23 protein-coding genes are annotated in these 24,941 nt (G+C 69.4%); 6 read left to right on the top strand and 17 right to left on the bottom strand.

All coding sequences use genetic code 11. The annotated features are described in order from the left end of the window. Window position 1: 1 nt before the first annotated feature. The 7 genes from BA895_RS01240 to BA895_RS01210 form a co-directional block, all read right to left on the bottom strand. The gene (locus BA895_RS01240) at window positions 2-661 is read right to left on the bottom strand and encodes a hemerythrin domain-containing protein (RefSeq protein ID WP_083282847.1); all 660 of its coding nucleotides are present in this window, start codon (window positions 659-661) and stop codon (window positions 2-4) included. A gap of 131 nt (window positions 662-792) precedes the next feature. Continuing rightward, a complete protein-coding gene (locus BA895_RS01235) occupies window positions 793-1,419 on the bottom strand; it encodes a hypothetical protein (protein WP_070190040.1) in 627 nt (208 codons plus the stop codon). 90 nt (window positions 1,420-1,509) lie between these two features. Continuing rightward, window positions 1,510-2,016: a DUF6069 family protein gene (locus BA895_RS01230; RefSeq protein WP_139142460.1), complete on the bottom strand. Its 507-nt coding sequence runs from the start codon at window positions 2,014-2,016 to the stop codon at window positions 1,510-1,512. 106 nt (window positions 2,017-2,122) lie between these two features. Then, the gene (locus tag BA895_RS01225; RefSeq protein WP_139142459.1) at window positions 2,123-3,727 is read right to left on the bottom strand and encodes a plasmid pRiA4b ORF-3 family protein; all 1,605 of its coding nucleotides are present in this window, start codon (window positions 3,725-3,727) and stop codon (window positions 2,123-2,125) included. A gap of 137 nt (window positions 3,728-3,864) precedes the next feature. Continuing rightward, window positions 3,865-5,226 (bottom strand): serine hydrolase, encoded by a 1,362-nt coding sequence (locus BA895_RS01220; RefSeq protein WP_070190037.1) that lies wholly within the window; start codon window positions 5,224-5,226, stop codon window positions 3,865-3,867. A gap of 40 nt (window positions 5,227-5,266) precedes the next feature. Further along, window positions 5,267-6,532: an arginine deiminase gene (locus tag BA895_RS01215; protein ID WP_070190036.1), complete on the bottom strand. Its 1,266-nt coding sequence runs from the start codon at window positions 6,530-6,532 to the stop codon at window positions 5,267-5,269. Between the two features lie 138 nt (window positions 6,533-6,670). Further along, window positions 6,671-7,009, bottom strand: coding sequence for a VOC family protein (locus BA895_RS01210; protein ID WP_070190261.1), 339 nt, complete (start codon window positions 7,007-7,009; stop codon window positions 6,671-6,673). A gap of 103 nt (window positions 7,010-7,112) precedes the next feature. On the opposite strand from BA895_RS01210, the gene BA895_RS01205 reads away from it, so the two are divergent. Both BA895_RS01205 and BA895_RS01200 read left to right on the top strand, forming a co-directional pair. Continuing rightward, complete coding sequence (locus BA895_RS01205; protein ID WP_070190260.1) at window positions 7,113-7,988, top strand: sigma-70 family RNA polymerase sigma factor; 876 nt, start codon at window positions 7,113-7,115, stop codon at window positions 7,986-7,988. Window positions 7,989-8,055: 67 nt separating this feature from the next. Continuing rightward, the gene (locus BA895_RS01200) at window positions 8,056-8,958 is read left to right on the top strand and encodes a DUF3626 domain-containing protein (protein WP_175442219.1); all 903 of its coding nucleotides are present in this window, start codon (window positions 8,056-8,058) and stop codon (window positions 8,956-8,958) included. A 3-nt stretch (window positions 8,959-8,961) separates the two neighbouring features. On the opposite strand, the gene BA895_RS01195 is transcribed toward BA895_RS01200, so the two are convergent. The 5 genes from BA895_RS01195 to BA895_RS01175 form a co-directional block, all read right to left on the bottom strand. Further along, the gene (locus BA895_RS01195) at window positions 8,962-10,266 is read right to left on the bottom strand and encodes an FAD-binding oxidoreductase (protein WP_070190035.1); all 1,305 of its coding nucleotides are present in this window, start codon (window positions 10,264-10,266) and stop codon (window positions 8,962-8,964) included. Further along, window positions 10,266-11,198 carry an amino acid ABC transporter ATP-binding protein gene (locus BA895_RS01190; RefSeq protein WP_083282846.1) on the bottom strand — a complete coding sequence of 311 codons (933 nt, stop codon included), beginning with the start codon at window positions 11,196-11,198 and terminating at the stop codon, window positions 10,266-10,268. Before BA895_RS01190 ends, BA895_RS01195 begins: the two co-directional genes overlap by 1 nt. Then, window positions 11,195-12,016, bottom strand: coding sequence for an amino acid ABC transporter permease (locus BA895_RS01185; RefSeq protein ID WP_083282845.1), 822 nt, complete (start codon window positions 12,014-12,016; stop codon window positions 11,195-11,197). Before BA895_RS01185 ends, BA895_RS01190 begins: the two co-directional genes overlap by 4 nt. 10 nt (window positions 12,017-12,026) lie before the next feature. After that, window positions 12,027-12,869 carry a transporter substrate-binding domain-containing protein gene (locus BA895_RS01180; protein WP_070190034.1) on the bottom strand — a complete coding sequence of 281 codons (843 nt, stop codon included), beginning with the start codon at window positions 12,867-12,869 and terminating at the stop codon, window positions 12,027-12,029. Window positions 12,870-13,028: 159 nt separating this feature from the next. Next, window positions 13,029-13,481 carry a YdeI/OmpD-associated family protein gene (locus BA895_RS01175; RefSeq protein WP_070190033.1) on the bottom strand — a complete coding sequence of 151 codons (453 nt, stop codon included), beginning with the start codon at window positions 13,479-13,481 and terminating at the stop codon, window positions 13,029-13,031. A 132-nt stretch (window positions 13,482-13,613) separates the two neighbouring features. Between BA895_RS01175 and BA895_RS01170 the strand changes: the two genes are divergently transcribed. Next, a complete protein-coding gene (locus tag BA895_RS01170; RefSeq protein WP_070190257.1) occupies window positions 13,614-15,851 on the top strand; it encodes an NADP-dependent isocitrate dehydrogenase in 2,238 nt (745 codons plus the stop codon). A gap of 62 nt (window positions 15,852-15,913) precedes the next feature. On the opposite strand, the gene BA895_RS01165 is transcribed toward BA895_RS01170, so the two are convergent. The 5 genes from BA895_RS01165 to topA all read right to left on the bottom strand — a co-directional run bounded on the left by BA895_RS01165 (window position 15,914) and on the right by topA (window position 21,629). Beyond that, window positions 15,914-16,381 carry an SCP2 sterol-binding domain-containing protein gene (locus tag BA895_RS01165; protein ID WP_070190032.1) on the bottom strand — a complete coding sequence of 156 codons (468 nt, stop codon included), beginning with the start codon at window positions 16,379-16,381 and terminating at the stop codon, window positions 15,914-15,916. Further along, window positions 16,374-17,165, bottom strand: coding sequence for a PIG-L family deacetylase (locus tag BA895_RS01160; RefSeq protein WP_070190031.1), 792 nt, complete (start codon window positions 17,163-17,165; stop codon window positions 16,374-16,376). Before BA895_RS01160 ends, BA895_RS01165 begins: the two co-directional genes overlap by 8 nt. A gap of 33 nt (window positions 17,166-17,198) precedes the next feature. Beyond that, window positions 17,199-17,645, bottom strand: a complete 447-nt coding sequence (locus tag BA895_RS01155) for a GNAT family N-acetyltransferase (RefSeq protein WP_070190030.1) — start codon at window positions 17,643-17,645, stop codon at window positions 17,199-17,201. Window positions 17,646-17,767: 122 nt separating this feature from the next. Beyond that, the gene (locus BA895_RS01150) at window positions 17,768-18,088 is read right to left on the bottom strand and encodes an Lsr2 family protein (RefSeq protein ID WP_083282890.1); all 321 of its coding nucleotides are present in this window, start codon (window positions 18,086-18,088) and stop codon (window positions 17,768-17,770) included. 763 nt (window positions 18,089-18,851) lie between these two features. Next, on the bottom strand, window positions 18,852-21,629 hold the full coding sequence (topA, locus tag BA895_RS01145; RefSeq protein ID WP_070190028.1) for a type I DNA topoisomerase: 2,778 nt from the start codon (window positions 21,627-21,629) through the stop codon (window positions 18,852-18,854). 313 nt (window positions 21,630-21,942) lie between these two features. On the opposite strand from topA, the gene BA895_RS01140 reads away from it, so the two are divergent. From BA895_RS01140 to BA895_RS01130, 3 genes are all read left to right on the top strand, one after another. After that, entirely contained in the window at window positions 21,943-22,734 is a 792-nt protein-coding gene (locus BA895_RS01140) for a dioxygenase (protein ID WP_070190027.1), read from the top strand. 336 nt (window positions 22,735-23,070) lie between these two features. Then, window positions 23,071-24,318, top strand: a complete 1,248-nt coding sequence (locus BA895_RS01135; RefSeq protein ID WP_070190026.1) for a toxic anion resistance protein — start codon at window positions 23,071-23,073, stop codon at window positions 24,316-24,318. 73 nt (window positions 24,319-24,391) lie between these two features. Beyond that, window positions 24,392-24,940, top strand: coding sequence for a hypothetical protein (locus BA895_RS01130; RefSeq protein ID WP_070190256.1), 549 nt, complete (start codon window positions 24,392-24,394; stop codon window positions 24,938-24,940). Window position 24,941 lies beyond the last annotated feature (1 nt).

Here is a 24,941-nt window from a genome sequence, read left to right as displayed (position 1 = left end):
GTCAGCCCTCCGCGGCTTCGGGAGACGACTTGAGCGAGTCGCCCTCGCCCGTGGGGGCCACCCCTTCAGCGGCATCGGTGGCCATCTTGTGGGCTTCCCGTTCACTGTCTGACGCGCCGGCCGACCCACCGTCAGGAGCGAGCTCGTCACCTTGGGTCTCGACGAACTGCTCGGGGTCCTTGTCCTTCGGCTCGATTCCGGTGGCTGCCGTCTGAGCCTCGTACCGCAGAAACTTCACCGCGATCTCGTGACGCAGCTCGAGGCTGGCCTGCTGGCGAAAGTCGGCGAGGTCTTGCCGCTCCTCCTCGCCCATGTGGTCGCTGTTGTGCACGTTGGCGTCGATCACCGCGGTCCACCAGTCGTCGGACCCCGTCTCGTGCTCATCGGCGGCGCGAACGGCCGCACGGATCTCGTTGTGGTCCTTGACGGCATCCTCGACCTCCTCCTCGGTCGACTCGGCGTCGGCGCCGCCGGTGCCGAGGCGCAGCAGCTCGGGGTAGAAGTAGCGCTCCTCGGCCTCGGCGTGCGTCTCGAGCAGGATCGCGAGGCGCTTCCACACGGCAGCCAGGCCTTCGTGGTCGTCGCGCGGCCACTCCTCGAGGTAGGCGAACATCCGCCGCTGCTCGTCGTGCTGGTGCGAGATGATCTCGGTGATGTCCATGGTTCGCGGTCTCTCCTCGTGGCGCCGTTACGGGTATCCGTTCATCCTTACCCTGTCACCGGGTGGGATTCGACGCACCCCTCACCACCGTGGCCGACGGAGGGCGCTGACTCGCTCCGCCTGAAACGCGCTCAGTCGCGCTGCGTGGTCAGAACGTCGAGAAGAGACGCTCGGCTCCACGTCGGCGCCACACCGGGCCGGGCGAGCAGGTAGTCGCAGCTCTGGCCGGTTGACCAACCGTGCGCCTCGGCGAGACCGGCGGCGATGGTGCGCAGGTAGGCCGCGCCGGGAGCGCTCAGCGCGACGTCGCGGTGCTCCCACGACGCGGTCAAGGTCACGACGGGTAGATCATCGATCTCGCCGACGACGTGCAGCGTCTCGTACCGACCCGGGCCGAGCACCGCCGTGCGGCTCTCACGGAACAGCGACGTCAACGGCAGGTCGCGGCCAACAGGGCGGCGCATCTCCTGGCTGGCGACGTCGCTGAACTGCTGGCCGGTCACGAGGTACACACGTCCGACCGCTGGGCCGCCGGCATCCGGGTCGTAGAACGCGATCCCGCCACCCCACGTCGGGGACTCGCCGGCGAAGTACACCTGGCCCGGCAGCGCGAGCGGCCGGTCGTCCAGGGGCTCGGCGCCGTCACGGGCTCCAGAGTAGTGCCGGCTCGCGCCCGTCGGCCGACCACCGCGGAGGTAGTGACCGAAGCGCTCGCTCGACAGGTTCGACCCGTAGGCGGCGTACCAAAGCTGCTCCATCGCCTCCACCTTCGCAGGGCGCGGAGCGAGCCGCTACCGCGGCCGGGCGGAGCGGCATCCCCCTTCGGGATGCCGCCCGGCCGGCTCAGGTCAGCGGCGAGGAGGTACGCGCGTGCCGCGGTCAACGACGGTGCGCGCCATGACGGCGGAGATCAGCGAGCCGATGACGATGCCGATGACGAGGTTGATGACGCCCACGGAGACCTTGTCGGTCATCGTGCCGCCACGGGTGAAGGGGATCACGACGCTGACCAGGGTGAGCAGTCCGACGATCCAGCCGAAGAACGCAGCCGGCCGGGGCGTGCTGACGCAGAGCGCGTGGGCCAGACCCGTGCCGGCGAGCGCGAGCAGCACCCCGGTGAGCACGTAGTTGCCGGTGAGGGAGTCGAACACCGAGAGGATCACGGCGGCCTTCGAGATCTTGAAGTCGAGGATGTCACCGGCGATGAGCACCCCCACCCACGCCACCAGCCCGGCGACGACCGCGGTCGAGACACCGCCGGCCCACAGTCGTGGCACGTCCACGACCATTCGCGGATCGGCGCGGAACTCATCGCCTGGGCCACGCGACCCCGGCGGCAGTGGCTGTGTCGTCATGTGCTCTCCTCAGGCTCGACTCGACGGCATCCGTCGCTACCTCTGCGCCGACCTTACAAGCCACTGACCGCAGGCCGACGCAGAAGCGACTCACTGACGTCGTGGCTCACGCAGCGTTGCTCAGGATCAGTCGGGCCAGGGTGGCCGGAACCGTAGGCGAGTCGGCGCCGTGCAGCATCAGGTCGAGCAGGTGGCACGTCTCACGCGTGGCGCGCATGACGTCGTGGCGGCGCAGCGGGCCCGACTCGGTTCGCCAGCCGGCGTCGGCCAGCACCCGGCACACCACATCAAGGAGCGCGTCGCGCTGCTCCCGCTGCCGGCCGTGCCAGCCGCCCCCGCCGAAGGGAACCCCTCCGCCCACGGCCAGCAGCAGCACCAGGCTGGTCAGGCGCCCGAACGCGTCCTTCTCGAGCGGCAGCCGCTGGGCCACCTGGGCGAGCAGACGTTCCGGGTCGTCGGCCAGCTTGCGTCCGAGCGCGGTCGGCACCAGTCGTCCCTTGACCTTGCGAATCAGGCCCAGTGAGCGAACCGCCTCACGCAGCTCGGCGACCGGCGGTGTGAGATCTTCACGGTTGCCCTTGCCGATCCAGTCGGCCTTGAGGTCGAGTGCCGTGAAGATCTGCTCGACGGCACGTGGGGGCAGGTATCCCGCTGAGGTCAGGTCGATCCCGTCGCCGACAAGATCGCGAACCACCCGCACCGGCCGCGTCACCGCGCGAGCGGTGTCGCGGTCGAGCATCACCGGATGTCTCCAGTCGGGATGGGCCAACCAGGCGTCGACGTCGAACCGGCTCGGCCTGCTGACCCCCGCGACGAAGACTTGAAGCTCCTCGGGCAGCAGGGCCAGCGACACCGCTGCGCCACCCGACGTCCACCGAGCGAGCTCGTCGTTGACCTGCCCGACGCTGAACTCGTCAGGGTGCCACCCAGGGGGAAGCCAGGTGCGCAGCTCGGCCAGCCCGGCCGCGTCCTGGCCCTCGGGCGCGTGCGCGGCGTCGTAGCCGTGGCGCACCCACCCGGCCATCTCCTCGTAACCGGGGATGCCGCCGACGTCCTCAGGCGGGCAGGCGCCAGCGCCGTCGAGGCAGCGCACCCGGGATGCCGTACCGTCAGTCGGCTCAGTCGGCTCAGTCGGCTCAGTCGGCTCAGTCGGCTCGGTCGGCTCCAGGGCCGCGAAGGGCGCGAGCGACTCGAGGCGCAGGGTGTGGTTCCAGCCGTCGCCGAAGTCGTAGGTGTAGCCGAGCTCGTCGCCGGCGGTCCGCAGTATCTGGTCGAGCCGGGCCTCGGTCTCGGCCGTCCCGTCTTCGCCCTCGTCGAGGTCGTCACCCGTGAGAAAGTGCGGACCGCTCCACGCGTCCCCCAGATGAAAGCGGTGCAGGTGGGAGTCGGTCCAGCCCATCGCAGCCTGGAGCACGTGGTGCACGTCATCGAGGTCGAGATCACCCGCAATGGTGAGGCGGCGCCAGACCTGCGGATCGGTGTCGTCGAGAGAAAGATGCACCGTGAGCAGCACGGGCTGCTCGGGTGGCTCCGGCAGCTCGATCTCGTTGGCGTGTGCCTCGCGGCGGCCGAGGGCACTCGGCCCGGCGTCCGGGGTGCTGAGGCCGCTCGCCATGGTGGTGGTGAGCGCCTCGATCTCTCTGCTGCCGAGCGACTCCATCCACGCCTTCATCCCCTCCGGGGTGCGCGGGTACTCCGGTGTCTGGTTCACGACGACTCTCCTGTGCGCTCTGGTCCGGCGGCGGCGGCCAGCCACCGACGGTAGCCCACCGTGCCGGCCGACCTGGGCCTGGGCTCGCGACCCCCGGCCGGCGGGGTCAGGCCCGAGCCGGCACGCCGGGTGCGGGGCTACCCCCAGCCGTCCTCGCTGACGCCGCCGGGCACGTCAGCGCTCGGGTCGTAGGGGGTGCGGGTGAACCGGAACGAGGCCAGGTCGAGGTGCGAGACGGCGCCGTCGACACCGCGGACCACCCGGAGCGGCTCACCCTGGTAGTAGTGGTCGAGACCCACCCACTCGTCGGCCCCGACCCTCGCGAACCGTGCGCCCCGGCCCTGGCCGGGCTCGCCCAGCACCAGATGCTCGCCGACGAGGCGAGCGGTCGTCACGGCCGGTCCCCAGTGCCAGGTACCGAGCACGTCGAGGTCTGGGCGTGCCCCGGGTTCGGCGGCGTGCCAGGGCTGCACGGCCGCTGGCTCGCGTTCGGCCAACGCAGCCAGCAGGTCGGTGGCCAGCGCCGCCGTTACCGTCGAGGTCGTCGTGTTGGTGAAGAGCACCACGCCGTCACCCGACTCGAGGTCGACGCGCAGCCCGGCGAGGAACCCGGGCATCGAGCCGCCGTGGCCGGCCGAACGCCGACCCTCGACGTTCCACAGCTGCCACCCGAGACCGTGCGCACCGGTCCAGGCGGTTCCGGGCACATCGACGACGGTGTGCGGTTCGAGCATCTCGGCCAGGGTGTCGGCGCTCAGCAGCTCGCCCGTCTCGCCACCGAGGAACGCCGCCCAGCGGGCGAGGTCGTTCACCGTCGTCCACAGCTGGCCGGCCGGCGCCATCGCTCCGGCATCGTGTTCCGGCTCGGGAAGCAGCACGTCGGCGAAAGGGTGCACGGCCAGTCCGGATGCCGCTCTGCCCGACGGTCGCATCGTCGTGCGGTTCATGCCGAGGGGCGTCAGAAGGTCACGGGACACGACCGAGAACCAGTCGGTGCCGTGCACCCGCGCCACGAGCTCACCGAGGGCGGCAAACCCGACGTTCGTGTAGTGGAACCGCCTACCCGCTCGAAACCGCTGCCCCACAGGCGAACCCACCAAGGCATCCCAACCTGAACCCGGGGTGCGCTCCCACCACGGGCCGTTCGTCTCCGCCTGCAGTCCCGACCCGTGCGACAGCAGCTGGGCGATCGTCACGTCACCGAACGGCGTGCCCGGCACGTACGCGCCGAAACGGCCCTGCAGGTCGAGCTGACCGGCATCCCGCAGGCGCAGGATCGCGACGGCCACGAAGGTCTTCGTGATCGAGCCCATCCGATACTGCGTATCGGCGTCGGCGGGCTCACCGGCGGCTCGCCCGTCGAGCGTTCCGACGGCGTCGCTCCAGACGAGGGAGCCGTCACGGACGAGCCCGGCCGCGACCGACGGAAGCCGGCCCTTGGCTTGCGCCGTCGCCAGCAGGTGGTGGAGGTGACGAACGGTGCCGGGGTCGAGGTGCACCGACCCACCCTAGCGAAGGCCTTCGGCGGGCCGGTCGTGCCTAGTAGTCGACAGGATCGCGCACGATCGGGCAGGTCATGCAGTGACCGCCGCCCCGCCCGCGGCCGAGCTCGGCGCCGACGATCTCGATCACCTCGACCCCGGCCTGGCGCAGCAGGGCGTTCGTGTAGGTGTTGCGGTCGTAGGTGAACACGACGCCCGGCTCGACGGCGACGGCGTTGTTGCCGCTGTCCCACTGTTGTCGCTCCGAGGCGTAGACATCACCACCGGTCTCGATCACCCGCAGCTCGGGCAACCCGAGCGACCCGGCCACGACGTCGGTGAAGGCGGCCGAGCCCTCGTCGTGCACCTCGAAGCCCGCCGGCTGGTCGGAGGGATAGAGCGAGAAGGTGTGCACCTCGTTGATGATCGCCGGGTAGAGCGTGACGATGTCACGGTCGGCGAAGGTGAAGACCGTGTCGAGGTGCATGGCCGCACGCAGCTTCGGCATCCCGGCCACGATGACGCGCTCGGCGGCACCCTGGGCGAACAACGCAGCGGAAACCTGGGTGATCGCCTGTCGCGACGTGCGCTCGCTCATGCCCATGAGCACGACGCCGTTGCCGATGGGCATGATGTCACCGCCCTCAAAACTGGCCTGTCCCCAGGACTTTTCCGGATCACCCCACCAGACCGTCGAACCCGCGAAGTCGGGGTGGAACTCGTAGATCGCTTTCATGAGCAGCGTCTCGTCGTGCCGCGCCCCCCAGTAGAGCGGGTTGAGGGTGAGGCCCCCGTAGAGCCAGCAGGTCGTGTCGCGCGTGTACAGCGTGTTGGGCAGGGGCGGCATGAGGTACTCCCCCGCACCGGTCGACTCGCGGGCCAGCTCGACGTAGTCGCTGCGGAAGTCGGCCGGCAGCTCAGTGGTGGCCAGCCCCCCGATGAGGTGCTCGGCGAGGTCGCGCGTCGTCAGCGTGTCGAGGTAGGCGCGCGTGCCGTGCACCAGGCCGAGCCCGACCTCGTTCGGCACGATCTTGCGGTCGAGCAGCCAGTTCCGAGCCTGCGGGTCGTCCATCGTCTGGGCCAGCACGTCGTGCAGCTCGACCACCTCGACCCCGCGGGCCTGCATCATTGCGACGAAGTCGGCGTGGTCTCGCTGAGCGTTCTCGACCCAGAGCACGTCGTCGAAGAGCAGGTCGTCGCTGTTGGTCGGGGTGAGCCTCTCGTGGGCCATACCGGGCTTGCAGACGAGCACCTTGCGCAGCGTGCCGACCTCGGAGTGGACTCCGTGCCGCACGGGCGGCTCGGCACCGGGAGCTGTGGTCATGACGGGCCTCTCGTGACGGGTGTCGTCAGAGTATGCCGGTCGCTGCGCTGGTGCGCTGCGACGGGAGCCGTGAGTCTTTGCAGGCTCGCTTCGACGAGACAGACACCCGCCACTGCCGCATCAGGGCACCGGCAGGGATCAGCTGCGCTGGATCAGGCCCAGGGTGATGCCGTTGGGGTCGGTCACCGTCGCGACGAGGCCGCCGCCGACATCGTTGGGTGGGTCGGCGAGCGTGGCGCCGGCCTGCTGCGCGGCCGCCAGAGCGGCCTCCACGTCGGGCACGAGCACGTTCACGACCGGGGCGGCCAGGCTCGCGCCGTCACCGGCAGGGCGTAGGGCGATCTCGAGACCGGCGACGTTGTAGCCGACGTAGTAAGGCTGGTCGGTGTGCGGCTCGGTGGCGAGCAGGGCGGTGTGAATCGCCTTGGCGGCGTCGAGGTCACGGACGGTGTAGATGATGCTGTGTATCGTGTTCATGCCCTCCTGACGGATGCCGGCCGACACGTGTGACACCGAGGTTGAAGCCGCCTTCGTGCGGTCACGGCAGCAGGATGACGAACGTCAGGAGGATATGACCACCATGACCGTGAGCGAGTTCGAGCACGAGCGGCCTCGACTGAGCGCCATCGCCGGGCGGATCCTCGGCTCGAACGCCGAGGCCGACGACGTCGTGCAGGAGGCCTGGCTGCGCCTCGCGCGCACCGACGACATCGACGACCTGCCCGCCTGGCTCACGACCGTGGTGACCCGTCTGTGCCTCGACCGGCTGCGTCGGCGTCGCACCCGATCGCAGGCGGAGGCTCACGCCCCGGGCGACGCGGCAGCCGTCGATCCGGAGGCCGACGCGGTGCTCGCTGAGAGGGTCAGCGGGGCGATGCAGGTCGTGATCGACACCCTCGCACCAGCCGAGCGGGCCGCCTTCGTGCTGCACGACGTCTTTGGCTACCCGTTCGAGGAGATCAGCGAAGTGCTGGGCCGGTCGGTCACAGCGGTTCGCCAGCTGGCCAGCCGGGCGCGTCGAAAGGTGCGAGGGACCCCCGAGCCGGCCGTCGAGCGAGCCGCCCGCGCCGACAGTCGCCGCGTGGTCGACGCATTCGTCAGTGCTGCTCGCGGTGGCGAGCTCGGCACCCTCCTGACGCTGCTGGCGCCCGACGTCGTCATGCGCGCTGACCTCGTCGGACAACAGCTCGGCACCGAGGCGCTCTACGAGGGCCCGGATGCCGTGGCCGCCCGTTTCAACGGAGCCCGAGGGGCCGCCCCGGTGGCGCTCGATGGCGACCCCGGGGCCGCGTGGATCATGGACCGCACCGTCAAGGTCGCCTTCGCCTTTCACGTCGAGGGCGGTCTGGTGCGTGAGATCGAGCTGATCGCTGACCAGGAGGTGCTCGACACCATCGAGGTCACCCGGCATCCAGCGGCCCGACGCCGCCGTGAACGACTCGGCCCCGACCGCTGATCGGCCTCGGTCCACCTCGAGCCGGCGCGGCGCTCTGTCACGATGAACCGGTGAAGAAGCAGAGCCGGTGAAGAAGCAGAACCGGTGGGCCGCGGCCGCGGTCGCCCACGTGGCCGGGCAGAGCCGGGGGGAGGCCCTGGATCGTCGCCTACGGGTCACCCTGAGCTTCCACCCCGATCGTGAGACCGGCGGGCGGAGCGTCATCGAGCACCTCGCCGAGGATCGTGTCTACCGGTCGCAGTTCGAGACCGGCACGAGCAACGGCGGCCTGACGGCCCACCCGGGTGGGAGCCGGTGGCGGTGGGAGCAGCGGATGTTCGGGGGCGCCTACGACGACGCGCCCGACAGCGAGCGGCCGAAGTACGGCGCCCTCAACCACCGTGAGCGCCCGATCGGCGGGGCACCCCGCTTCGGGTCGTGCTATCTGCGCCTGGCTGAGCACGTGCTCGACCGCGCGACGTTCGCCTTCCCCGACTCCACGTTCGAGCCCACCAACTTCGCGACGGCCGAGCGCTTCGACCTGGTCGCGCTGGCTGACGCCGTCGACGCTCGGCGCCGCACCGACCGGCTCGAGGAGGAGGAGGAGGAGGAGGAGGAGGAGGATGGCGTGCTCGATGACTACATCGAGGCGCACGTCCACGGCGTCATCGACCTGGCCCGCGACGTCGAGGCCGTCGTGCTCGACCCCAGCTACCGCGCCACCGACGTCGAGGCGTGGGCCACGGCGCTTCCCACAGCAGTGGAATGGCACGAAGGTCGACGCCTCCCGGTTGACGAGCTGCGCCGGCATCCACACTTCCGTGGCGCTCACATCGTCGAGGTCGGTGCCGACATCGCCGAGCACGGTTGGCTCGACGCGCGTACGGTCGGGCTGGCCGTCGCAGCGGGCCACCATGACCCCCAGCACCTGAAGAAGGTCTGGCACCACGTGTGCCGGTTCGGCACTCCGGCTGAGACCGGTCGCGAATGAGGCTCAGGCCGTGACAGCCTCGTCGGTCGTGCTGACCCGAGGCTGACCTTTCCCTCGTGTGAAACGCATCGGGTCGAAGGCCGCCACCGCAGCGGCCGGCCCACGGTCGACGAGCTCGGTCACGAGCGTTCCGGTGGCGGCGCCCAAGGTCAGGCCGAGCATGTTGTGCCCGGTGGCGACGACGATCCGCTCGGCGCCGGGCACGCACCCGATCAGCGGCTTGCCGTCGGGTGTCAGGGGCCGGGGAGCAACCCGCTCGTCGGTGCTGGCGCCCCAGTCGACGCCCGACAGGTAGGGGGCCGCCGCCCGTTTCATCGCGGCGACGCGGCCGGCGCGGAACCTCTCGTGCGTCCCGTCGAGCTCGACCATCCCCACGACTCGGGCGTACTGCCCCAGCGGCGTGATTCCGACGTGCGTCGACCCGAGCCGCAGCACGTGGGTCGGCGGCGCCGCTGGACTGACCGTGAAGCTGTAGCCCTTGCCCGGGGTGACGTGACCCTGCACGCCGAGCGGTCGCAACAGCAGCTCTGACCAGGCGCCCGCCGCGATCACGGCGTGACCCGCCTCGACGTCCCCGCGCGCCGTCACCATCGTGACACCCGAACGACCTGCACGCACCGCGCTCACCGCCGCGTCGGTGACGATTCGAGCGCCGCGCTGCACGACAGATCTGATGAGGGCGTCCACGAGTCGCGACGGGTCGAGCCAGCGGTCTCCCCGGTGCAGGAAGCCCCACTGCGCGGCCGGGCCGAGACCCGCCTCCAGCTCGAGCAGCGCCGAGCGGCCCAGCACCGGCTCCGGTGCCGGGCAGAAACCGCGACGGGCCACCGTCACGAGGGCGGCTCGGGTCGCCTCCGCCTCCTCTCGGGTCGGGTGGAGCATGAGGAAGCCCTCGTCGGCCAAGCCACCGATCAGCCCCGCCGTGACCAGCTCGTCGACCAGCTCGACGGTGCGCGCGTTCAGACCGTCGAGCTCGTCCCACGACCGCTCGAACCGGGCCGGAGTCGAGCTACGCACGAAGCGCGACAGAAAGCCGGCGACCCGAGGAATGGCTGCGGGCGCGAGGAAGAAGCCACCACCTGCTCCCGGCACCAGGGAGCGCAGCCCGTCACGCACGACCGGATACGACGGAAGCGGGTCGCTCCGGGCCGGGCAGACCCAGCCGCCGTTGACCCGGGAGGCCCCGCCTCCCGGGTCGCCTCGCTCGAGGAGGGTCACGGCGTAGCCGCGATCGAGCAGGTAGTGGGCGCTGAAGAGCCCGATCAGCCCGGCACCGACGACCGCGACCTCGCCGCGAGGACCCGCCATCAGCTCCCGTGCCCGTGGTCGTGGTCGGCTGTGGCCGCCGCCTGGGCTGGCTTCTCGGCTGACGTCCGGGCTGGCTTCTGGGCAGCAGCACTCGCGTGCTGCTCCACCTCCGAAACATCGTCATCGTCATCGTCGTCGGGGTCGACGTTGGTCGGGTCGAGAACCCGCTTGAGAAAGGTGCGCGTGCGCCGGTGCTGCGGGTTGCCGATGACGCGGTCGGGCGAGCCCTCCTCGACGATCACGCCGCCGTCCATGAAGATGACCCGGTCGGCGACCTCCCGCGCGAACGCCATCTCGTGGGTCACCACCATCATCGTCATGCCCTCCGAGGCCAGCCGGCGCATGACCGAGAGCACCTCGCCCACCAGCTCGGGGTCGAGCGCTGACGTCGGCTCGTCGAAGAGCATCAGCTCGGGGTCCATCGACAGCGCGCGCGCGATGGCGACCCGCTGCTGCTGGCCACCGGAGAGCTGCGCCGGAAAGGCGTCCCCACGGTCGACCAGGCCGACCTTGTCGAGGTTGACGAGGGCGACCTTCTCGGCCTCCTTCTTCGACCTCTTCAGCACCACCTGCTGCGCGACCGTGCAGTTGTCGAGCACGCTGAGGTGCGCGAAGAGGTTGAACTGCTGGAACACCATTCCCATTCGGCTGCGCACCCGGTCGATGTCGCAGTCGGGGTCGGTGATGTCGAGGCCGTCGACGAGGATGGTGCCGCCCGTCGGGTGTTCTAGCAGGTTGACGCACCGCAGCAGGGTCGACTTGCCTGAGCCTGAGGGGCCGATGATGCACACGACCTCTCCCGTACGCACCGTCGTCGTGATGTCGGTGAGCACCTCGACGGTGCCGAAGGACTTGCGCAGCCCTTGGATGTCGACGACCGTCGCTCCGCCCGCCGAGTCTCGTGGATGCCGCTGGGCCGGGTCGGTGCTCATCGGGACTTCGCCGCCTTGGCTTCCAGGCGCCGCACCACGATGGTGAGCGGCAGCGTGATCAACAGATAGCACAGCCCGGAGACGACGAGGGGCGTGAGGTTGGCGTTGGTGTTCGCCAGGTCCTTGCCGTACTTCGTCAGCTCGAAGCCCGTCGTCGACAACCCGATGACGTAGGCGAGCGAGCTGTCCTTGACGAGAAGGATCAGCTCGTTGGTCAAAGGCGGGGTGATGATGCGAAACGCCTGCGGCAGCACGATCTTGCGTGAGGCTGCGCCGGCCGGCATCCCCAGCGAACGCGCGGCCTCCACCTGGCCCTTGGGCACGGCCTGGATGCCGGCACGGATCGTCTCGGCCATATAGGCCGCCGCGACGGCGCCGAGAGCGAGCCAGACGATCCCGTTGGTGCCGAACGGGATCTCGAGGCCCGGGAAGGCGAGCGGTAGCAGCCCGAACGCGAGCAGCACGACGATCGCGGGCAGGCCTCGGAAGAACTCGATGTACGCGGTCGCGAGCCACCGGTACGGCCCCACCGACGACAGGCGCATGAGCGCCAGCAGGGTGCCACCCACCAGTCCGATGACGAACGCGCCAGCCGTGAAGATCAGCGTGTTGAGCAGTGCCCCGCCCAAGCCCTGGGTGAAGGTGTCGACGATCAGGTCACCGCGGAAGAAGACCTTCTGGATGCGACCGAAGTCGGCCACCGAGACCAGGGCGATGGCCGCCGCCACGAGAACGGCGTACTGCACCGCTCGGGTCAGCTGAGCACGTTTTCGGGGCGACATCGAGCGCGGGGCGCGCGTCGCGGCCGGTGACGTCATGGCGTCGACCTCACGAAGCGCTCGGCATCACGGCGGGCTCGATGCCGAACCACTGCATGTAGCTCTTCTTGTAGGAGCCGTCGCTGATCGACGCCGCCAGTGCCTCGTTGAACGCGGCCATCACCTTGGTGGAGTTGGCGTCGTCCTTCTGGCCGACGAAGCCGTACTGCTCACCGGTGTCGAACTCCTTGGTGATGGAGAAGTCGGTGTTGCTCTTCGCGAAGTCTCCCAGCGGCCCGTTGTCGTTGATGATCGCGTCGACCCGGCCCGCCTGCAGACCGGTCACCTCGGTGGGCAGGTCGTCGAACACGACGATGTCGTAGCCGTTGGCGTCCTTGTTCTTGTTGGCGAAGATCTGGCCGGTCGTGTCGGTCTGCACGCCGACCTTCTTGCCCTTGAGCGAGCTGAGGTCGGTGATGCCGGCCGTCTTCTTGGCCAGCAGGGCCTGCGTGGCGTTGAAGTACGGGTTCGAGAAGCTGACCGTCTTCTTGCGCGCGTCGGTGATGGTGATGGCGCCCATGGCGAGGTCGCACTTCTTGGCCGCGAACACCGCCCCGGACGTGATCGAGGCGAACTCGATGTCGACGAGCTTGACCGTGGCGTCGAGCTTCTTGGCGGCGGCGTTGGCGAGGTCCATGTCGAAGCCGACCACCTTGCCGGCATCGTCCTTGAACTCGAACGGCTTGTACGACAGGTGGGTGCAGACTGTCAGGTTTCCGGCGGACACGAGCTGGGGGCCACCGGACGGGTTCGCCGCGGGGGTGTCGCTGGAACCGGAGCCGCAGGCAGCGAGGGAGAGGGCAGCAATGGCGGCGACGGCGGCGTAGCGAGACGGCTGGGTGAGCTTGGGCATGGGGACGTACCTCCAGAAGTGGGCGTGCACGTGACCATACTCAGGCTCGGCGGCGTCAGGGGGCAGGCGCGGCGGCCTTGGGATGCTCAGGCCGATACCCAGCGCCGACTCTTGGGCCGGCGAAGGTGTCGCCACCTGCCTGACCGAGGCGGCATTCGCCTATCTCGTTCGCTTTCCCGCGCTCAGCGACACGACCGTCTGGGCGACCCGAGAGGTTCGGGTCTGCGCCCGCTTGGCCTCCTCGACCCACCGCACCCACTCCTTGCGATGGGAGGGAGCCAGACCGTCGAAGAACGCAGCCGCGGCCGGTTCCGCGGCCAGCGCCTGCGCCAGGTCGTCGGGCACGGTGACCTGACGGGGCGCGGTGTCGCCCACGAGCTCGACCTCGACCTCGTCACCCGCAGCGACCCCTGCGGCCGCGCGGTTCTCGGCGCTGAGGGGCACCATGAACCGGCCACCCATCGATGCCACGGTCGTGCGGTAGCAGTGGCCGCCCACCGTCACCAACACCGGCGGCCGCCGACCGGCATCGAGCGCTGCGACCACCTCGTCGGGCACCACGATGCCCGTTGCCGTCTTGCCACCCAGCTCGACCTCAGCCCGGAACCTCATCCCGAAACCGTACCGCCGAACCCCCACCACGCGTGGCGATCTACCCCTGGTGTCTGGCCACGCTCGGCGGCATCCGATATCTTGATGTCAAGATTTCTCGAACGTGACTCGGACTCTCGAATGGAGCCAACGATGACTGACTCGACGACTGACTCGCTGATCATCTACACGCACACCGACGAGGCGCCCGCCCTGGCCACCGCCTCGCTGCTGCCGATCGTGTCGGCCTTCGCGAAGACGGCCGGTGTCGAGGTGCAGACCCGCGACATCAGCCTCGCCGGGCGCCTCATCGCCAGCTTCCCCGACGCCCTCAAGCCCGAACAGCGCATCGACGACGCCCTCGCCGAGCTGGGCCGGCTCGCGAAGCAGCCGGAGGCGAACATCATCAAGCTGCCGAACATCTCGGCGTCGGTCCCTCAGCTCAAGGCCGCCATCACTGAGCTGCAGGCTGCCGGCTACGCGCTGCCGAACTACCCCGACGACCCCAGCACCGACGACGAGAAGTCGGCCCGGGCCACGTACGACAAGATCAAGGGATCGGCCGTCAACCCCGTGCTGCGCGAGGGCAACTCAGACCGGCGGGCACCGGCATCCGTGAAGAGCTACGCCCGTAAGCACCCGCACTCGATGGGCGCCTGGAGCCCAGACAGCAAGACGAACGTCGCGACGATGGAGGCTGACGACTTCGCTCACAACGAGAAGTCGGTCGTCATGGCGGCCGACGACTCGCTCCGCGTCGAACACGTGGCCGAAGACGGCACGACCACCGTGCTCAGAGAGTCGATCCCCGTGCTCGCCGGTGAGATCGTCGACGCCACGGTCATGCGCGTGGCCGCGCTCGACGAGTTCCTCGCCGCGCAGATCGTGCGGGCCAAGGAAGACGGTGTGCTCTTCTCGGTGCACCTCAAGGCCACCATGATGAAGGTCAGTGACCCGATCATCTTCGGTCACGTCGTGCGCGCCTTCTTCCCTGCCCTGTTCGAGCAGTATGCCGCTGAGCTCGCCTCGGTCGGCGCCTCTCCCAACGACGGGCTGGGCGCCATGCTGGCCGCGGTCAAAGCCCTTCCCGATGACGCGCGGGAGGCCATCGAGGCGAGCGTGCAGCAGGCCTTTGACGACGGCCCGGCGATCGCCATGGTCAACAGCGACAAGGGAATCAGCAACCTGCACGTGCCGAGCGACGTCATCGTCGACGCTTCGATGCCCGCGATGATCCGCACGTCCGGCCACATGTGGAACCGAGCCGGCGACGAGCAGGACACCCTCGCCGTCATTCCCGACAGCAGCTACGGCCCGATCTACCAGGTCGTCCTCGACGACTGCCGCGCCCACGGCGCCTTCGACCCCTCGACGATGGGCTCCGTGGCCAACGTCGGGCTGATGGCCCAGGCCGCCGAGGAGTACGGCAGCCACGACAAGACCTTCGAGATCCCGGCCGACGGCTCGGTTCGTGTCGTCAACGAAGCGGGTGAGACCGTGCTCGAACACGACGTCGCGAAGGGCGACATCTGGCGCGCCTGCCAGACCAAGGACGTGCCGTTGCGCGACTGGGTGAAGCTCGCCGTGACGCGCGCCCGCGCCAGCGAGACCCCGGCCATCTTCTGGCTCGACGAGGCCCGGGCTCACGATGCGAACCTGATCACCAAGGTGAAGCAGTACCTCGGCGACCACGACACCGACGGTCTCACCATCGAGATCATGACGCCCACCGACGCGATCGCCTTCTCGCTGGAGCGCATTCGCAAGGGTGAAGACACCATCTCGGTCACCGGCAACGTGCTGCGCGACTACCTCACCGACCTCTTCCCCATTCTCGAGCTCGGCACCTCGGCCAAGATGCTCTCGGTCGTGCCGCTGCTCGGCGGCGGCGGCCTCTTCGAGACCGGTGCCGGCGGCTCGGCGCCGAAGCACGTGCAGCAGCTCGTGCAGCAGAACTACCTGCGCTGGGACAGCCTCGGTGAGTTTCTCGCCATTGCCGTGAGCCTCGAGCACCTGGCCGACGCGACCGACAACCCGCGCGCCCGGGTGCTCGGCCAGACCCTCGACCGCGCGACCGGGCGGCTGCTCGACGAGAACAAGGGCCCGGCGCGCAAGGTCGGCCAGATCGACAACCGCGGCAGCCACGTCTACCTGGCGCTGTTCTGGGCCCACGAGCTGGCCCAGCAGAGCGACGACCCCGAGCTGGCCGCGGCCATGGCCGACGTGGCCCAGCAGCTCGCCGACCACGAGGGCACCATCAACGAAGAGCTGATCGCCGCCCAAGGGCACCCCGTCGACATCGGGGGCTACTACCAGCCCGACCCCGACAAGGTCGCCTCGATCATGCGGCCGAGCCAGACCTTCAACGACATCATCGCCACCCTCGCCTGAGGCCCGGCGACCACCGTCGAGAGGGGATCACGTGCCGATGGTCTCGACCTGCTGAGCAGGGATCAGGCGCCCGGCGAGTCGAACCAGCCGCCGATGCCGGCCGCCAACCCGACGTCGCCCCCGATCTTCAGCTTGCCGGTCATGTACATCATCACCGGGTTGCCGCTCTTGGTGATCAGCTTGAAGAAGGTGACCCCGGACATCCCCAACGACACCGCCGCATCGCCCACCAGCCCCGGGGTCACGGTGCACACCCCGCCGGCGACCCGCACGGTCCAGTCGTCGGAGCCGCCGCCCGGCCCGTCGGTGATCGACCAGTGCGTCGTCGCCGTCGCCCCTCCCGCCTTGTCGGGGCGAAACAGACCCGGCATGCGGGGAAAGACCTGCGACAGGATGATCGACCGGTTGGGTCCGCGCATCAGGGTGGCCAGGGCGGCATCCGGCATGGCCCGGATGGCCCGCATGAAGCCCACCTGCCCCAGCTCGTCCAGCTGCTCGGGGGTGGCCGTCGTCAGGTCGATGTCACTCATCGAGAAACCACCCTGCCACCATTCCGTCGGGTCGGCCCGGTTCGATGAAGTGCTCCCAAGAGAAGCCCTGCGCGAACATCTGCTCGGGCATCGACAGCATCCCCTGGGCGTCGCCCTGGCTGGCGTGCGCCTTGAGGGCCTCGCGCTTGACGGCCAGGTAGTCACTGACGTCACACGCCCAGTGCAGCTCGCTCTCGGAGCTGCCGAGCGGGTTGCCGTCGTCCATGGCCTGGCTCGGGTCCCAGTCACCGACATCCATCCCGGCCTCCCGGGCCGCCTCGAAGCCCCGCACCATGGCGTCGCGGTTCATCGACGCCTCCAGGTAGCGCGGCGTTCCGGCCAGCTCGGCCGCCCGCTTGGTCACGGCGTGCACCTTGACGTGGTCGGGGTGACCGTAGCCGCCGTGCCAGTCGTAGCCGACGACCACGTCGGCATCCTCCTCGCGCAGGACTGCGGCCACCCTCTCTGCGGCCACCTCCGTGTCAGCCGTGAAGAAGCTGCTCTCGTGCTCGTTCTGCGACCAACCGGTCATGCCGGAGTCGGCGTAGCCGAGCCACTCGATGCGGTGGGTACCGATCACCGCGGCTGCGGCCTCCGCCTCGGCCCGGCGCCGGTCGACCACCGTCTCGCCGTCGGCCAGGTCGCCGGGAGCGTCACCGTGGTCACCGTTGGTGGCCACGACGAGCACCACCCGGTGGCCTTCCTTGACCGCTCGGGCCATCGAACCCGACGTCTGCGAGGACTCGTCGTCGGGATGGGCGTGCACGAACACGACAGTTGACATGTCGTCTACTTTCTCACCCTGCGGCGACGGCCGTCAGAGCGGCATCCGGTAGACGAGGAAGCCCTCGAACGTCGCCACCTTGTCGTAGAGCCCGCGCGCGGCCTCGTTGTCGTTGCGGGTCTGCCAGTACACGTGGGCGCAGCCCTCCACCCGGGCCCACTCCCCCACCTCTGCAATGAGCGCCCGGCCCACTCCCTGACCCCGCGCGTCGGGCGCCGTGAAGAGGTCCTGCAGGTAGCAGACGTCAGGCCCCCACGTGTCGGGGTGCACGAAGAAGTGGGCGATGCCGACGAGGCGCCCACCCTGCCAGGCCCCGAAGGCGTGCATCCTCACGTCGGAACGGAACTCGGCCCACGCCCGGTCGTACGCCGCCTGCGGCAGCAGGTCGTCGTAGAACTCGATGTAGGCGCGGAAGAGCACCTCCCAGTCTCCGCGATCGTCGTCGTCGAGCGGGCCCACCGTGATCTCGCCGGTCACCATGCCCGACACGCTAGACCGCCACGGGCTCCCCGGCATCCGTTCGCCTTGATCGGATGCCGCCGAGCCGGCTCCGAGCGGCTCCGAGCCGCCGCCGCGCACGTGACGCGGGCGTCGTGCCTGGCTCAGTTGGCGGTGTCGAAGGCCTGCACCACCGCTACGGGGATCCGGCCGCGGGCCGGGACCACCGTGCCCTGGGCCGCGGCCCACGCGCGGATCTCCGCGTTGCGGGACGGCCCGGCCGACGGCAACGTCGTGCGAGTGCGCTGCTGGTCGCCGGCCGTCTTGGCCCGGGCGGTGTAGGGGGCCACGGCAGCCCGCAGTGCAGCGGCGTTCTTCTCCGAGAGGTCGATCTCGTAGTGCGTGTCATCGAGGGCGAACCGCACGGTCTCGGCCGCTTCTGTTCCGTCGAGGTCATCGACCAGGGTCGTGATCGTCTTGCGCATGACACCGATCATCTCAAATTTGGCGGCTCTCAACGGAACCCGTGCCACCCCAATCGGACCGTGGCGGGATTACGGCGGTCTCGCGACCGCACGCCCCACCGGAATCGGACCGTGGCGGGATTACGGCGGTATCGCGACCGCACGCCCAACCGGAATCGGACCGTGGCCGGATCCACGGGCCGCCCCAGCACCACCGACCACCGGAATCGGACCGTGGCGGGATCCACGGGCCGCCCGAGCACCACCGACCACCGGAATCGGACCGTGGCGGGATCCACGCACCGCCCGAGCACCACCGACCACCGGAATCGGACCGTGGCGGGATCCACGCACCGCCCGAGCACCACCGACCACCGGAATCGGACCGTGGCGGGATCCACGCACCGCCCGAGCACCACCGACCACCGGAATCGGACCGTGGCGGGATCCACGCCCCGCCCGAGCACCACCGACCACCGGAATCGGACCGTGGCCGGATCCACGGGCCACCCGAGCACCACCGACCACCGGAATCGGACCGTGGCGGGATTACGGCGGTATCGCGACCGCACGCCCCACCGGAATCGGACCGTGGCGGGATTACGGCGGTTTCGCGACCGCACGCCCCACCGGAATCGGACCGTGGCGGGATTACGGCGGTCTCGCGACCGCACGCCCCACCGGAATCGGACCGTGGCCGGATCCACGGGCCGCCCGAGCACCACCGACCACCGGAATCGCACCGGGCCCTTGCCGTCACGCGGTTCAACCCAGCCCCAACCGGTCAGGCCTTCTTGGCGGCCGTCTTCGTGGCGCGTCTGGTCGTGGTCTTCTTCGCGGTCTTCTTGGCCGCCTTCTTCACCACGCGCTTGCGGGTGGTCGGGCCCTTGGCCCGCTTCTCGGCAAGCAGCTCGAAGCCTCGCTCGGCCGTGATCGTCTCGACGTCGTCGTCCTTGCGCAGGGTGGCGTTGGTCTCGCCGTCGGTGACGTAGGGCCCGAACCGGCCGTCCTTGACCACGACCGGCTTGGCACTGACCGGGTCGTCGCCCAACTCTTTGAGCGGCGGCGCTGCAGCGGCCCGGCCCCGCTGCTTGGGCTGGGCGTAGATCGCGAGCGCCTCCTCGAGGGTGATCTCGAACAGCTGCGGCTCACTGGTCAGCGACCGGGAGTCGGTGCCCTTCTTCAGGTAGGGCCCGTACCGGCCGTTCTGAGCGGTGATCTCCTCACCCTCGGCGTCAACACCGAGTACGCGCGGCAGGCTGAGCAGCATGATGGCGTCGGTGAGGTCGATGCTCGAGAGTTCCATGTCCTTGAACAGCGACGCCGTACGCGGCTTGACCTTGGCCGGCTTCTTCTTGCCCTTGGCGGCCGAACTGGCTGCCTCGACATCATCCTCCGGCAGCACCTCGGTGACGTACGGGCCGTAGCGCCCGGCCTTAGCCACGATGTCGCGACCGGTGTCGGGGTGCTGGCCGAGCACCTTGCCGTCGTCGGCGGCGGCTTCGAGCAGCTCACGCGCCTTCGCCGGGGTCATCTCATCGGGGGCGATGTCATCGGTGATCGTGGCCCGTCGCGGCGTGGCCGGCACCTCCGCGCCCTCAGCGACCTCACCGGTCTCGAGGTTGATGCCGGTGGGCACGACCTCCTCGACGTAGGGCCCGTACCGGCCCACGCGCACCACCATCCCGTCACCGATGGGGATGGTGCTGATCTCGCGGGCGTCGATGTCGCCGAGGTCCTGCACGAGGTCGCGCAGACCCTCGCTTGAGGAGGCCTCGTCGCCGAAGTAGAAACGCTTCAGCCACTCGACCCGGCCCTCGTCACCGTTGGCGATGCGGTCGAGGTCCTCCTCCATCGAGGCGGTGAACTCGTAGTCGACGAGGTTGCTGAAGTGTTCCTCGAGCAACCGCGTGACCGCAAAGGCCAGCCAGGTCGGCACCAGGGCCTGCCCCTTGGTGAAGACGTACTTGCGGTCCTGGATCGTGCCGATGGTCGAGGCGTAGGTCGAGGGACGGCCGATGCCGCGCTCCTCCATCGCCTTCACAAGCGTGGCCTCGGTGTAGCGGGCCGGCGGGCTCGTCTCGTGGCCGTCGGCCTCGGCGCCCAGCACCTCGAGGGCGACGCCCTCGCTGACCTTGGGCAGCCGGCGCTCCTCCTGGGCAGCCTGGGCGCGGGCGGCGGCCTCGTCGTCGCGGCCCTCCTCGTAGGCGGCGAGGAACCCGCGGAAGGTGATGATCGTGCCGCTGGCGCTGAACTCGACGCGCTGGGCACCCTCGACGGCTGTGTCGACCGACAGCTTGACGGTGGCCGTCGAACCGCGCGCGTCGGCCATCTGCGAGGCGACGGTGCGCTTCCAGATCAGCTCGTAGAGCGCGAAGTCCTCACCCCGCAGTACGCCGGCCACCTGAGCGGGGGACCGGAACCGGTCACCCGCCGGGCGCACGGCCTCGTGGGCCTCCTGCGCGTTCTTGACCTTCTTCTCGTAGCGCCGCGGGCTGTCGGGAACGTACTCGGCCCCGTAGAGGTCGCGGGCCTGGCTGCGCGCCGCGGTGAGAGCGGCATCCGACAAGGTGGTCGAGTCGGTACGCATATAGGTGATGTAGCCGCCCTCGTAGAGGCGCTGGGCCACGCGCATGGCGTTCTTGCTGCTGAGCCGCAGCTTGCGCGACGCCTCCTGCTGCAGGGTCGAGGTGGTGAACGGCGCCGACGGCCGACGGGTGTAGGGCTTCTCCTGCACGTCGGTCACCCGCGCCGGGAGGGTGCGACAGGCCACCGCGATGCGGTTGGCCAGCGCCTCGTCGAGGTGCGCCACGTTCTTCGAGGTCAGCTCACCCGAGTCGGCGAAGTCGCGACCCGTGGCCACCCGCTGTCCGTCGACCTGCGAGAGCCGCGCGGTGAACCGTTGCGCGGCGTCGCTGGGCGTGAACTCACCCTCGACGTCCCAGTAGCTCGACCGCACGAAGGCCATCCGCTCACGTTCGCGCTCGACGACCAGGCGGGTGGCGACCGACTGCACGCGGCCGGCCGAGAGGCCCTGGCGCACCTTGCGCCACAGCACCGGGCTCACCTCGTAGCCGTAGAGCCGGTCGAGGATGCGGCGGGTCTCCTGAGCGTCGACCATCGCGGTGTCGATCTCACGAGTGTTGTTGATGGCCCGCTGGATCGCCTCCTTGGTGATCTCGTGGAAGACCATGCGCTTGACCGGCACCCGGGGCTTGAGCGCCTCGAGCAGGTGCCAGGCGATGGCCTCGCCCTCACGGTCCTCGTCGGTGGCGAGGTAGAGCTCGCTGGCGTCCTTGAGCTTGCGCCGCAGCTCGGCGACCTTCTTCTTCTTGTCGCTGTCGACCACGTAGTAGGGGTCGAAGCCGTTGTCGACGTCGACAGCGAACTTGCCGTACGGGCCCTTCTTCATGTCGGCCGGCAGCTCAGACGGGTTGGGCAGGTCACGGATGTGCCCGATCGAGGCCTCGACCTCGTAGTCACCGCCCAGATAGCCGGCGATCGACTTGACCTTGCCGGGCGACTCGACGATGACGAGCTTGCGGCCCTTTCCTGCAGCCATGACTGACCTTCACTTTCTCGGCCTCACGTGCAGCGGATTCGTCGCTGCCTCGACGTGGACGCAGGCCGACGGTAACAGCAGAGCGTGTACCCGCCGAACCACGACCTCGGGCCGAAGGTCACGCACGGAGCCCGCGCACCGGCCACACCTCGCACGTCGAATGGCCACTTTCGTACACACTCCGCAAGTCGAGTGGCCAGTTCCGTACACGCTCATCCGTACGAAAGTGGCCACTCGACGGGTTGGGGCCGTACGAAAGTGGCCACTCGAGGTGGTAATTTAGTGTTCAACATTCGATTCGCAGGAGCAGACGATGTCAGCACCGGTTCTCTACCTCAGCCACGGCGCACCGCCGCTCGCCGACGACGAACGCTGGACCGCAGAGCTCGCCGCCTGGTCGGCTGACCTTGAGAAGCCCACCAACATCCTCATCGTGTCCGCCCACTGGGAAGACGCCCCGACCACCCTCGGCAGCACCACCGGCGCGCCGCTGACCTACGACTTCTGGGGCTTCCCGCAGCACTACTACGAGGTGAGCTACGACGCCCCGGGTGCACCCGACCTCGCTGACGACGTCACCGGGCTGCTCACAACCACGGGCGTCGTTGCGGCTTCGGAGGTGCACCGCGACGAGGCGCGCGGCCTCGACCACGGCGCCTACGTACCGCTCAAAGAGATGTTCCCCGACGCCGACGTGCCGGTGCTGCAGATGTCGATGCCGACCCTCGACCCTCGCGGCCTCTTCGAGGTCGGTCGGCGGCTCGCCCCGCTGCGCGACCAGGGCACCATGATCGTCGGCTCCGGCTTCACCACGCACAACCTGCGCTGGTTCAATCCCGGCGGCGGCGCCGACGTCGTTCCGCCCGCCGCGAGCGCCGAGTTTGACCAGTGGGCCGACGAAGCCATGCGCGCACACGACGTCGACAGCCTGCTCGACTTCCTCGACAAGGCGCCCGCCGCTCACGAGGCCCACCCGCGCACCGAGCACTTCGCGCCTCTGTTCGTCACCCTCGGCGCGGCCTACGAGAGCTCGGGTCTGACCAACCAGAGCGTCATCGACGGCTTCTGGTTCGGCCTCAGCAAACGTAGCTGGCAGTTCGGCTGAGCCCCCGGACCTCCCTAGGAACTCCTCAGTGCGGTGACCCGTTCTTGAGGGTGTGGGGGTTCCCCACGCACGGCGGCCGCGGCCCGGATAATCCCCTGATTCCGAGCCGCGGTCGCTCTCAAACGCACCGACAGCACGGCCAGACGGCATCCGGAACCGTCCGGATCGCCGTGTCGTCGCAGGGGCACGCCACGTAGAGTGTGCGTACTCCCGCCAGCACACGCAGCCTGTCTCGCACGACCAGACGGGCAGGATGCCGCTCGGCGGGCTCGTGACATCGCCGCGCCCGTGCGCTCAAGCCGCCGGGGTGGCACAAGGGGAAGGACCCGTTCGACGATGACTGACCAGCCTGCCGCCGCCACTGCGATGGCTCCGCTCGAGCCACCACCCGGCGAAGCCTTCGCCCTCACCCCACCCCCGGCCACCACGGCCATCGCCGAGACCGCAGCCCCGAAGATGGCCCCGGCCGTGCCCGAAGCGGCGCTGCCCGGCCTCGACGAGAAGGTCGACACCTACCTCGACTCGCTTCTGAAGGCCGCCACCAAGTCGCCCGAGTGGGAGGCCAAGGCCGCCGACGTGCGAAGCATGGGCACCGACGAGGTGAAGTTCGCGGCCGAGAGCAGCAACCGCATGCTGCAGATGCCGGTCAAGGCCATCAACGAGGGCGCCCTGTCGGGCGGCTCCAAGGTCGGCAAGACCCTGCTCGACCTGCGCCGCACCGTGGAGGACCTCGACCCCGGTCAGGCCACGGGCGCCAAGAAGTTCCTCGGCATGATCCCGTTCGGCGACAAGGTGACCGACTACTTCCGCAAGTACCAGAGCTCGCAGAGCCACCTGGACGGCATCCTGCACTCGCTGCAGTCGGGCCAGGACGAGCTGACCAAGGACAACGTCGCCCTCAACCTCGAGAAGCGGGCCCTCTGGGAGTCGATGGGCCGGCTCAACCAGTACGTCTACGTGGCCGAACGGCTCGACGCCAAGATCGCGGCAGAGGTGGCCACCCTCGACACGACCGACCCCGAGCGGGCGAAGGCACTGCGTGAGGACGTGCTCTTCTACGTGCGCCAGAAGCACCAGGACCTGCTCACCCAGCTGGCTGTGTCGATCCAGAACTACCTCGCCATCGACATCATCATCAAGAACAACATCGAGCTGATCAAGGGCGTCGACCGGGCCACCACGACGACGGTGTCAGCGCTGCGCACGGCCGTCATCGTTGCTCAGGCGCTCAACAACCAGCAGCTGGTGCTCGACCAGATCACGGCGCTCAACACCACCACCTCAGGGCTGATCGAGCGCACGAGCGAGCTGCTCAAGCAGAACTCCGCTCGCATCCAGGAGCAGTCGGCCAGCTCGACGCTCAGCATCGAGTCGCTGCAGAAGGCCTTCGCGAACATCTACGAGACGATGGATGCCATCGACCAGTTCAAGGTGCGAGCCCTCGACAACATGGCGGCGAGCATCGGCACGCTCGAGACCGAGGTGGCCAAGTCGCGCAGCTACCTCGACCGGGTCAAGGCCCACGACGACCGACAGTCGACGAATGCCGCTCCTGGCATGCTCGACATCGGCTCGCGCCGCTGAGGCCGAGCCGAGTGAACGAGCGGCCGGTCACCAGCCGGCCGGGGGTCGGCCAACAGACGGAGGAACGCAGAGCGTGGGGATCAGGTCGTGGTTCGGGCTGGACAAGCCCGAGACGACCTCGGTTGCGCCCTCCGGGCCTCCGACGACCGATGCCCTCCTCGGCGCCCTCGACGCGATCGAGCAGCAGGCCCGCGATGGAAAGGTGCCCGGGGTCGTGCTGTCGCGGCTGCTGCGCGTCACCCGCGTGGTGCGCCAGACCCTGCCTCGCCTCGCCAACCTCGGCCTGGGCAGTGCACAGGGGTTCAGCGTGATGGCCACCGCCACCGACTACCTGCCCGTCGCGATCGGCAACTACCTTCGGCTGCCGCGCGACTGGGCCGACACCCGCCCGATCGCGAACGGCAAGAGCTCGGTGATGCTGCTCGTCGACCAGCTCGACCTGCTCGGGTCGACGATGGACAAGGTCTACGACGCGGTGTGTCGAGCCGACGCACAGGCGATCATCGTGCACGGCGCCTTCCTCGAGCAGAAGTTCGGCCAGTCCGGGGCCGGCGGCTCGCTCGGCCTGGATGGTCCCGACCCGAGGCCGACCGCCACCAGCCCCCTGGCCCCACCGGAGTGAG

This window comes from Humibacillus sp. DSM 29435, assembly GCF_001758225.1.
Taxonomy (GTDB): domain Bacteria; phylum Actinomycetota; class Actinomycetes; order Actinomycetales; family Dermatophilaceae; genus DSM-29435.
Note: the sequence above shows the minus strand (reverse complement) of the source record. Positions and strands in the feature narration are given on the sequence as shown.